This is a genomic window from Anabaena sp. UHCC 0253 (genome assembly GCF_009712085.1).
Taxonomy (GTDB): domain Bacteria; phylum Cyanobacteriota; class Cyanobacteriia; order Cyanobacteriales; family Nostocaceae; genus Dolichospermum.
The window spans coordinates 604,633-615,057 of the sequence record NZ_VILD01000002.1; the positions used below are offsets into that span (position 1 = coordinate 604,633).

12 protein-coding genes are annotated in these 10,425 nt (G+C 37.5%); 4 read left to right on the plus strand and 8 right to left on the minus strand.

Going from position 1 to position 10,425, the window contains the following annotated elements:
- The first annotated feature begins 1,063 nt into the window (after positions 1-1,063).
- Positions 1,064-1,759: a hypothetical protein gene (locus tag FJR38_RS06905; RefSeq protein ID WP_168536444.1), complete on the plus strand. Its 696-nt coding sequence runs from the start codon at positions 1,064-1,066 to the stop codon at positions 1,757-1,759.
- Positions 1,760-1,877: 118 nt separating this feature from the next.
- Here the strand turns inward: FJR38_RS06905 and clpP are convergent, their stop codons facing one another.
- Complete coding sequence (gene clpP / locus FJR38_RS06910; RefSeq protein WP_168496802.1) at positions 1,878-2,483, minus strand: ATP-dependent Clp endopeptidase proteolytic subunit ClpP; 606 nt, start codon at positions 2,481-2,483, stop codon at positions 1,878-1,880.
- Positions 2,484-2,908: 425 nt separating this feature from the next.
- On the opposite strand from clpP, the gene FJR38_RS06915 reads away from it, so the two are divergent.
- Positions 2,909-3,064 (plus strand): hypothetical protein, encoded by a 156-nt coding sequence (locus tag FJR38_RS06915; protein WP_168496804.1) that lies wholly within the window; start codon positions 2,909-2,911, stop codon positions 3,062-3,064.
- A gap of 428 nt (positions 3,065-3,492) precedes the next feature.
- Here the strand turns inward: FJR38_RS06915 and FJR38_RS06920 are convergent, their stop codons facing one another.
- Both FJR38_RS06920 and FJR38_RS06925 read right to left on the minus strand, forming a co-directional pair.
- Complete coding sequence (locus FJR38_RS06920) at positions 3,493-4,104, minus strand: PIN domain-containing protein (RefSeq protein ID WP_168536113.1); 612 nt, start codon at positions 4,102-4,104, stop codon at positions 3,493-3,495.
- Positions 4,101-4,544, minus strand: a complete 444-nt coding sequence (locus tag FJR38_RS06925) for a hypothetical protein (protein WP_168496808.1) — start codon at positions 4,542-4,544, stop codon at positions 4,101-4,103. The genes FJR38_RS06920 and FJR38_RS06925 overlap by 4 nt, the downstream gene beginning before the upstream one ends.
- A 720-nt stretch (positions 4,545-5,264) precedes the next feature.
- On the opposite strand from FJR38_RS06925, the gene FJR38_RS06930 reads away from it, so the two are divergent.
- Positions 5,265-6,116 (plus strand): universal stress protein, encoded by an 852-nt coding sequence (locus FJR38_RS06930; RefSeq protein WP_168496810.1) that lies wholly within the window; start codon positions 5,265-5,267, stop codon positions 6,114-6,116.
- A 63-nt stretch (positions 6,117-6,179) separates the two neighbouring features.
- Here the strand turns inward: FJR38_RS06930 and psbM are convergent, their stop codons facing one another.
- From psbM to FJR38_RS06955, 5 genes are all read right to left on the minus strand, one after another.
- Positions 6,180-6,296 (minus strand): photosystem II reaction center protein PsbM, encoded by a 117-nt coding sequence (psbM, locus tag FJR38_RS06935; RefSeq protein WP_083389570.1) that lies wholly within the window; start codon positions 6,294-6,296, stop codon positions 6,180-6,182.
- A gap of 116 nt (positions 6,297-6,412) precedes the next feature.
- The gene (locus FJR38_RS06940; protein WP_168496812.1) at positions 6,413-6,709 is read right to left on the minus strand and encodes a 2Fe-2S iron-sulfur cluster-binding protein; all 297 of its coding nucleotides are present in this window, start codon (positions 6,707-6,709) and stop codon (positions 6,413-6,415) included.
- A gap of 132 nt (positions 6,710-6,841) precedes the next feature.
- Entirely contained in the window at positions 6,842-6,979 is a 138-nt protein-coding gene (locus FJR38_RS06945; protein WP_006195022.1) for a photosystem II reaction center protein K, read from the minus strand.
- A 75-nt stretch (positions 6,980-7,054) separates the two neighbouring features.
- Complete coding sequence (gene tgt / locus FJR38_RS06950; protein WP_168536115.1) at positions 7,055-8,191, minus strand: tRNA guanosine(34) transglycosylase Tgt; 1,137 nt, start codon at positions 8,189-8,191, stop codon at positions 7,055-7,057.
- 138 nt (positions 8,192-8,329) lie between these two features.
- Positions 8,330-8,800 carry a hypothetical protein gene (locus FJR38_RS06955; protein ID WP_168496816.1) on the minus strand — a complete coding sequence of 157 codons (471 nt, stop codon included), beginning with the start codon at positions 8,798-8,800 and terminating at the stop codon, positions 8,330-8,332.
- Between the two features lie 224 nt (positions 8,801-9,024).
- Between FJR38_RS06955 and cobS the strand changes: the two genes are divergently transcribed.
- Positions 9,025-9,798, plus strand: coding sequence for an adenosylcobinamide-GDP ribazoletransferase (gene cobS / locus FJR38_RS06960; RefSeq protein WP_168536117.1), 774 nt, complete (start codon positions 9,025-9,027; stop codon positions 9,796-9,798).
- Positions 9,799-10,425: the final 627 nt, after the last annotated feature.

Here is a 10,425-nt window from a genome sequence, read left to right on the forward strand (position 1 = left end):
AACTTTACGAGCCACCAATTTATCATCAGTGAAATTGGCCAGAAGTGTAGCGATTGAAAATTCCATGCAGTGAACCGACCTTTGGTCAAAACATTATTTTTTGTCGAATCTGGTTCTTCGCTGTTATACCTTCACAGTCTAGAGACACCTACTGCTGTACGAATTTCGCATTTGCGTAGTGTTTCGGAACAAAGGCTATGCCGGCGATCGGGCAGTGTGGCCTTAGCCATACTTGCGATTACAGTAGCAGTAGGAGAAAGCCCCTGCTCCGACTTCTCACTGCACAACAATCTCAGAGTTTGCTTGCGTTTTACTTTCATCTAAATAATCCTTATAATGCACTCCTGATACTCAATGATTAACCTCTAGATAACTAGGTAATGGGTTTGTAAGAAAGTTGATTTGGAGAACTCTCCAAACCACCCAGAAGCTATAAGCCGGGCTAATCAGAGGTGTTTGATTGTTTAGATCGAAAGTAATTTCACGCCATCAGCATCTGATAGCATAGCGTGGCGTTAGCCATGTCTTTACTAGGAAAAACTGCCGATAAACCCAATTTTCCCATAATGTAGAATCGGTAACAATCAGGTAAGCAGTAAAACACAAGCAGTGAAGGCGAACCTTATCTTTATTATTGTAGATTTAGAGCGCACTTCTTTAAAAATACTTCTAGATATCTAATTGGGTAAATATTATAGCATTTAAAGTTAAACAATAATTCGCTATAAACAACTGTTAGTATCAAGATACATTCCAATACTGCTCGGTTTGTGAACCTGCAAGTTGTAAATTGGTTTGGGAAAAAGACAAAGAATCAAGGATCAAGGCTTTTTCTTGCCCCTTTTCCCATTTAACCGATAAGTATTGGGATACATTCAATGTGTTGAGTTCTAAGTAAGACTTTATATTGAAAGATGGGGTTTTGTCTAGAGGATAGGAAATTGGTAAGGGGTGATTGATGTTTGATGATTGGTAATTACTTCCTGTTTCCTATTCTCTGTTCCGTAGGCATTTCTCACTAGTAACTTACATTAATAAACAAATAAAAATGGTTGAAAGTATTATGTTGGCGCAATTCCATAACTTGTACCCCAACGGCAGTATTATCTCAGAACTAATAGAAATTTTTCAAGGGAAATATATCGTCCGTGTGAGTGTACAACTTGAAGGCATCACTCGGTCAACGGGAATGTCAGGAGCAGAAACAGTTGAAGCTGCCGAAGATCAAGCTAGAAATCGGGCTTTAACGGTTTTAGGGATCAAAAATACACCTGAAGAAGTAACAAAATCCACCTCACCACCCGTTGCTCCAGCCGCAATCCAGCCTATCTTAAATGAATCAAAACCTACTCCTTCTGTCAGTAATATACAGACACCATCCTTATTAACAGAGCGAACCGATACCAAAATTGTCACCCCAGAGATATTTCCTCATCAAGAACCAGAATATCAACCCTCATCAGGAGTGTCTCCTAGTAATGTCACACCATTCACTCCTCGTAGCTATACCCCCTATGAAGACGTTGATGTACAATCAGCCGTCAGCAAGAAAAAGAGGCATAACGAACCAATCAATTTATCTGATGTGATTGCCCAAACAGATGTAGAAATCGAGCGATTAGGCTGGACACCAGAACAAGGAAAAGATTATCTAGTTAAAACCTACGGTAAACGAGGCCGTTCTCTACTCAGCGAAGAAGAATTAAGGAATTTCCTTACTTATCTCAAATCTCAACCAGATCCAATTGCTGGATTTTAAATTAGTTGGTCAGTAGTCAGTGGTCAGTGGTCAGTTGTTAAACAAAAATTTAACCAATCACCAACCCTTCGGCTACGCTCAGGGCAAGTCACCAACACCACTGACCACCAACCAACAACTAAACTAAAGCAATAGGACGACTACCTATAGCATGACGGTCAATTACTTGGTCAATTAAGCCATATTCCTTAGCTTCGGCTGGAGACATAAAGAAATCACGTTCGGTATCTTCAGAAATCCGTTCAAATGGTTGACCAGTATGTTCAGAGAGATACTCATTCAGCCGCTGCTTGTGATACAAAATTTCACGGGCTTGAATTGCAATATCAGTCGCCTGTCCTTGAGCGCCACCTAAAGGTTGATGAATCATAATTCGTGAATGAGGTAAACTCATTCGCTTACCTTTAGTACCAGCACTGAGCAGGAACGCTCCCATACTTGCTGCCAATCCAGTACAAATTGTACAAACATCGGGACGGATATGTTTCATCGTGTCAAAAATGCCCATTCCCGCTGTTACTGAACCACCAGGAGAATTAATGTACATATATATGTCCTTCTCTTGGTCTTCAGAATCTAAAAACAGCAGTTGGGCAACAATCAAGTTAGCCAGATTGCTATCAACCTGTTCTCCCAAAAAAATAATCCGCTCACGCAACAGCCGTGAATAGATATCAAAGGCGCGTTCGCCGCGACCCGATTGTTCAATAACGATAGGAATCATTTAGCGTGTTTTTAGCTATTTTCCATTCATTCTATCGGTGACAACGGCTGATTGTGTTGAATTTGCCAACTAACATCACAGGAAAGAACAATGAAGAGAGCAGGTAGAACCTCAGATAAAGAAATATAGTTTACAGGAAAATTCAGTAATAATACTGATTTACATCTTAAATAACTAGGCTAAAAAGTTGGATATTTTTATACACCTGAAAGGAAATTTATATTTTTAGGACACTTTTTGAGAACCAAAAACGTCATCTTTACTAGGTAAATGTAAATAGAGAGCTAGATCACATTTTTCTTGATCTTTCTGAGATATTCTCAAATTATATTTATCTCATCCGATAAACCCAAAATACAAAATGTATTTAGAATAACAAATTCCGATGGAAATCCCATCCATCTATATAGATAAAGAGAGGTTATATGCTAGAAAGACTTGTGCAAGCAGCCTTTATTACATTTTTATTGCAAATAATAGCAGTATTGAGTAATACTACTCCCATTCAACCCAAAGCCGTTTCACCTATTTCTCAAATACCAGCACCAATAATTAGTTCTTCTTGGCAGATATCAAAGTAGAAAGTAGGTAGATTCAATTCCATATCTAGATTACGTTACTGAAAGCTTTGAGGGGTGATAGAAGGGAATAGGCAAGGGTTTTACTCCTGGAGAATAACCAAATTGTTGACCTTTTCCCTGCTTCTCCAATCAGAACTTTGATTTTAATCGTGTTTATCAGTGAAATGATCCGTCTATGTTTTGTCTATATATGCTAATTTCTATAGCAATAGATGATGCTTATACTGGTTATGAGAAAATGCAGAATTAATGATTTTCTCACGCAAAGGCGCTCCAGCCGCAAAGAAAAGAATGAGAAAATACATAGAATAAATTCTTTTTTACAATTCTATAGTGAAAGACTGAGTATCAGAATTAATATTTTAGTATTTTTTAGTAAGTAGTAGGTTGGGTTGAGGTAAGGAAACCCAACATTTATTTTTTTCTGATTAGTATTTTTTATTGTTTATCCATCCTTCTAAATTAGATATTTTACTAAAATAATTAATTCCCAAATTAGCTAATACCTGTTGAATATTAGTATTACCAAATTCCTTAGTATTTTCACTAAAAAATACTAAGGAATTTGGTAAATTATTTTCAGCATGAGCTAAAATAACCTGTAAAATAAAATCGTCTCTTCTTTGATTTTTTCCAGGTAGTAAAGGATTATTTAAAGTGGCTTCCAACATTTCAATGTTTGGTTCAATCAGTTCTCCATGATTTTTTAAATATTCAAGAATATTCAAAAAACGGTTTCTAAAATCCCGTAATACTTTTCCATAATCAATCAAACAAAGTTCTAAATAATTGGTAAAAGATTGAGAGTTATTTAATTCTTTATTCCGTTTACCTTCATTCATTTCTATTTGAATAGTTTGAGAAAAAGATTGACTACGTTTTTCTTCTCTTTCTATTGCTACTAGGGTTTCCATTAAACAAATGCTGGGAATGACAAATTTTAAATTCTCTGAAGAATGATAGACAAAATCTTCTAACTCCTTGTTTCTGCCTTTCGCAATTGCTATAATTGAATTAGTTTCTAAATAAATAATAATCATAATAATTCTAACTCCTCTGTAGTGCCATCAAACAAAAGAGTAAATAAGCCAATTTCTTTCATTTCCTCAATGTAAGGGGGAGTTGCACTTTTCCAATGATAAGCTAAATCTCTTAACCAAGATTGAGTTAAAGTTATTAAGGTAGATTGATAGATAATTCCTTCAATACTTTCTGGATCATAATATCCTAAAATCTTTTTTGTGTCAAATCTTGCTACTTCTGTAAAAGTTGGACTCTTAAAGATTCTCATGACATGAGAATTAACAAACATTAAAAAAGGAATATGCTGATATTGTTCCATTTTTAAGATATGCAGATCCGGGGAAGAATACATACCTGAAAATCTGACATCTATCATTAAAATAGGTTGTTCATCCTGATCTTTAGCAACAATTGATGGATGAAAATCAATTGCGGTTGGTGGTTGTATTTTCAACATGGTATTTTACCTCTTAATTTAACCGGAGTTTATATTTTTCTCATTATAACTAAACTTTTAAACTTATGGTTTTTGAGAAGTAAGCCGTTCCCATCAAACCGATATATGTTTAATTTTGTAAAAACCGTGAAATGCCATATTCATAATAATACCTTAGCCAAATTCAAAAAAGCCTTGATTCGTAAGTTGGGTTTCGTTCCTCAACCTAACAAATGCGTTAAATTCGTTGGGTTTTGCTCCGCTCAACCCAACCTACAAAAAATGGCGAAGGTATTATCATAAGGAAATATTTTGTAATCTTTTTGTTCTCAATGATATTTAATCATTACAAAAAATATAGTGATTTTCTGACATGAAACACAGATATGCTCATTTTTATGAATTTTTCAGTAATAATTAACTTAAATTAAAAAAAATTAATATAGATTACAAATAATAACTAACATCATATTTTATTAATTTTATCAGGCAAAATTAGCAGTATGCTTAATGATAGGCAACCTAGTTGTAACTTCACGTAATTAGGCGTAAAGAAACTTAATATTCATCACTTTTTTGCTTGTTGGTATTAGTTTTACTGCTAATCAGTTAATTTATGCCTAAATACTTAACTGGGTTGTTCAACACATCAGAAAAAGCATTCTGATAGCTGGCGTGGTGAAGCCATGGCTCAATACTAGCAGCAAAAACCACAGAAACCTTCACGACAAAGACGTAAAAATGATACAAAAAATTTTGCTGGCTGTCTCTGGTTTGGGACACGCGGAAGAAATGCTCAAGAACTTAAAAGAAATGCCTTCATTTCGTGGTGCGAAAGTCACTGTTCTCCACGTTGTTACTCCACAAAGCACTTCTGCTGTAATGACGGATAAATGGGAAGAGGGTGGCAAAATTCTCGCTAAGGCTATTCAGTATTTAAATTTAGATCCTAGCCAAGTTTCTTCGATTTTACGTCAAGGTGATCCCAAGGATGTAGTCTGTCAAGTAGCTGATGAAATGGATGCTGACTTGATTATTATGGGTTCGCGCGGACTAAAGCGGCTACAATCAATTTTATCAAATTCTGTTAGTCAGTACGTTTTCCAACTGTCTTCCCGTCCCATGTTGCTGGTGAAAGATGACATTTATGTCAAAAACATTAAGCGCGTTATGGTGGCAATGGATAATTCTGAATCTGCTAAAAACTGCTTAAATTTAGCTTTGTTCTTACTTCGTGGTGTTAACGGTGGACAATTAATTTTAGCTAATGTCAATACGGATTTAGGTGGCAAATTATCGGGTATTACTGATCTTAAACCAGATAGAAGTTCTGTATTAGGTATGGCTGTAGCAGAGGCGGAAAAACAGTCTGTGGCGGTGCGTTGTGTGACCAGCAGTGGTAAAACTGGTGAAGAAATTTGTCGTTTGGCTAATGAGTTGAATATAGATTTATTATTGATTGGTTCTCCAGACCGTCGTCCATCTATTGCTAAGAGTTTTGTTGATTTAGATAGACTGGTAGGGTCATCTTTATCTGATTATGTTCGGGTTAATGCTACTTGTCCAGTTTTGTTGGCAAGAACGATTGGATAATCTCATAAATAAAAACCCCCTGCACTATATAGTTTAGGGGGTTTTTATTTTATAGCCCAATTATTAACTATCTTTTCCACCTTCGCGGCTGGCGGTTTGGATGTAAAGAATGATTAAAAACACGGCGGGTACTAGTACGAACAAAATGCTCGCTACGAAACCCAGTTCATTAACTTGCATAGCAAGATAGCCTTTTGTGTAATTTCCAGTCAACTATTTTAGAATAGCATCATAGATGACAGAGTTAATCCAAATTTTTTAGTTGATAAATCCTCATCTGGATTTCAACTCAAAATTTAAGGTTTGGTGACGACGCTAACGGGACCGTTCACTAGGGTTTGACAGGCTAAACGGTAGTTATCAGGCTTGTTTTTGAATTTTTTATTTTCCACATCTGTGCGCGGAGAGAGGTTTTCCAGTCCTTCGGTAATTTGCACAATACAAGTAGCGCATTGTCCAGCGCCACCGCAATTGGTCATTTTGCCGATAAATTTATAAATATCAATGCCATTTTCTATGGCTTTGAGTCGGAGATTAGCGCCATTTGCGGCGACTATTTCTTTATTCTCTTTGACAAATTTAATGTTTCCCATAGTAGATTCCTGGTAATTGAGGATGTGACTGAATTAATTATATGGATTTATTGCAAAATATTAAGAAATATTAATGATCAAAAAAATAGGACAGGTATGTGTAGCCTGTCCAAAAAATCGGAGATGGGTAGTTTATCTGAAACCGACTGCTGCTTGCCAAACAAATGCAAGTAACAAGAAGAAGACGGGGATAACTGGTAAAACATCTACCAAGGGGTCGAAGATTTGGTAAGCTTCAGGGAGTTTTGCTAGTAATAGTGCTGCTTCCATGTTTGTTTAAATCCACCTAATATTCCAATCTAGCTTTTATATGTGAGACGTATTTTATCATGTTTCGGTCTACGATCAGTTGTCTGTTTTTTCGAGATCAATTTCTGATGGTTTGAGCCAATGACCAAAATCTGTCACAAAACGATCGCTCAATATTGATTCCCGAATCTTTTGGGTAAAGCGAATCAATTCGGTGATGTTATGAATAGTCAACAAAGTATAAGCTAATATTTCCTGCGATCGCACTAAATGAGATAAATAAGCCCGACTGAAATTTTTACAGGTGTAACAAGGGCAAGTTGCATCCAATGGTGTAAAATCTTCACGAAACTTAGCATTTTTGATATTCCAGCGTTCACCGGCAACAATGGCTGTTCCATGTCTAGCCCAGCGGGTGGGAATCACGCAATCAAATAAATCTACACCAGAAGCGATCGCGATCGCCATTTCTCGATAAGTCCCCACACCCATCAAATAACGGGGTTTATTCACCGGTAACAGCGGCGCTGTAGTTTGGACAATTTGTGCCATTAAATCCGTTGGTTCACCGACACTGACACCACCAATGGCATATCCCGGCATATCTAATTGCGCCAATTCTTGAGCAGCACGGGCGCGTAAATCCAAATATACCCCCCCCTGGACAATGGGAAACAATGCCTGATCCTGGCGTTGATGGGCTGATATAGAGCGTTTTAACCAGCGGTAAGTGCGATCGGTTGCGGCTTCGACCTCTTGACGGGTAGCAGGATAGGGAGGACATTCATCAAAAGCCATAATTACATCCGCTCCTAAAATATTCTGAATTTCAATAGAGCGTTCTGGCGTTAATTTAATGATTTGCCCATCGTGAGGTGAGCGGAAAGTCACACCTTCTTCAGTAATTTTCCGCATTTCGCTCAGGCTAAAAACCTGAAATCCACCGGAATCTGTGAGCATGGGACCATGCCAACCCATGAATTTATGTAGCCCACCACCACCAGCAACAATGGCTTCTCCCGGTTGGAGATGTAAATGATAGGTATTAGCTAAAACCATCTGCGCTCCTGTTGCTCCCAATTGGGCAGGGGTGATAGTTTTGACATTAGCCAATGTACCCACAGGCATAAATCGGGGCGTTTCTACAATTCCGTGGGGAGTAGAAAATATTCCGGCTCTGGCTTTAGTCTGGCTACAGGTAGCGAGACTTTCAAAGGAAAAATTGGCACTCAAGGCAAAAATACTATTTCACTAAATTTATCCACCAACTTAACATTTTCGCTGCTGTTTAACGCAGGAGCTTGGTTTTTTGGCTTGTGAGGGTGAGACCCTACAATCTACTATTAGCCAAGAGGATGTATGATTTTTTAGTTAGAAAGAATCACAACAGTCGTCATCAATTTCTGCATCCCATCTAGCTGCTAAGATTTGATCCATCATTGCTTCTATAGCAGTGCAATTAAATTGGCGATTTCTGCGAAGTTCGCTATCGCGTCTTTCTTGCAAGGTTGTAGAAAGAGGAATCAAACGCAAACACATCTGCTCCTGCATCAAATCGAAGTAGGTTTCTTGCTGTGGAGATTGTTTTAATTCCAGATAATCAAAACTAGCCACATTCAGATATAGTGCATTGTTAGCGACTAGGGTAGACCTAGATGGATTAGTAAATACTTCCATCACATCACCGTCACCCTCACTCAATAGCTTATTATCTTGGGTGTAGATGTAGTGGACTCTACCTAAATCATTCAGCAATCGTCGGATATCGAGTTTGTTGACAATAATGCCGGTGTTGACTATGCACGGTGCTGGTATTTTAGTGTCGGGTAGATGATGACTCATAGAGAAATAGCGGGTTATGGAAGGTAAGTGACAACGCAGCCAAACAGTCAATGAGATAGATTGTTAATTCCCTATAGTTCCAAAATATCAAGTTTAGGAAGCGATCGTCTGATCATCTGAGGTAAATTGTCAGTCGGGACATCATTTATGGCGTTTTCTGTGATGAGAACACTTATATTCATGAATACTCGAAGTATTTTGGCTAATTAAACTCTATCTAAAGTATGGCTAACGTTTTGCGCTGGTGGCAACAGCAATTCTTACATTTAGTTGCGGCTGTGATTTTCTATACTGCGATACCCTTACCTTTTCTGCCAAATTTAGATTTCCAAAAGGTAGCTTGTTTTGCACCAGTGATTGGATTGATCATTGGTGCTATTTTGGGTGGATTAGATACAGGGTTGAATTATTTGGGTGTCCCAGTGCTAACTCGTAACGCTTTGGTTGTGGGTGCGTGGATAGGAATTACGGGAGGATTGCATTTAGATGGGGCAATGGATACTGCTGATGGTTTAGCCGTGGGTGATCCTCAACGCAGGTTGCAGGTGATGATGGATAGTGCTACTGGTGCGTTTGGGGCAATGGTGGCTATTGTAATTATTATTTTGAAAACTACTGCTTTAACAGAGATAGGTGAAAACCATTATTTAGTATTAATGGCTGCTTGTGGGTGGGGACGTTGGGGACAACAAGTAGCTATTTGTCAATATCCTTATCTTAAACCTACTGGTAAAGGTGCGTTTCATAAACAAGCGATTCGTTCTTATTTAGATTTATTACCCAGCTTCTTTTTGCTGCTGGGTTTGAGTGGTGTTGTTTGGTTAATTAATCCCCAGAAATTAGTTTTGGCTGTGGGGATGGTTTTGGCTGGAAGTGTGATTTCTGTTGTTACCGCAGCTTGGTTTAATTATAAGTTAGGTGGACATACGGGAGATACTTATGGGGCTGTGGTGGAGTGGACTGAAGCTTTATTTTTGTGTGTAGTTAGCAGTTTTTGATGAAGATGAAAATAAATCTTCTTACACTTGTCTCTATACTACAAAATGAAATGCGGAATGTATGATTTAAATCCCACTGAAATTTATGTATTTCTTTGTTCCTTGGTGCAAAATAAGTTAACTTAGAATTAAGTATAGTGGTATGCACTTAGATGAGATAGATTAATTGAATTGCAAAGCCTTTAGAAGAAAGCTTTCTAGTCCCTTGATTGTATTGAATCCGAACATAACCACTATATAATTTACCTTACTAATCACAATTTCAGTAAAATAAATGGGTGTATTTATTCTGATCTTGATAGTTTTATTCTTGCTTTCCATCCCCATCGGTGGAATTATTTATTTAATATGGATGGTTCGTACTGGAATCAAGAAAAAATGGAAGCGTCTTGGACTTCAGATTATCACCCCTGTATTACTGTCTGTTACTCCCTTCCCAGTGTAGAATTAGACGTAAAGTAGGCGAGAATTTCATGACTAGATCAGAGCAACTAAGTAAAGAAGTTTGAAGAAGAAGAGTGGCAAAAATTATTTTATAAGTATCAACAACAATACATAAGAAGACGGTTAGAAGCAATCAAGTATCTACATGATGGTAAAAGTAGACAAGAAGTGATGGATAAAATC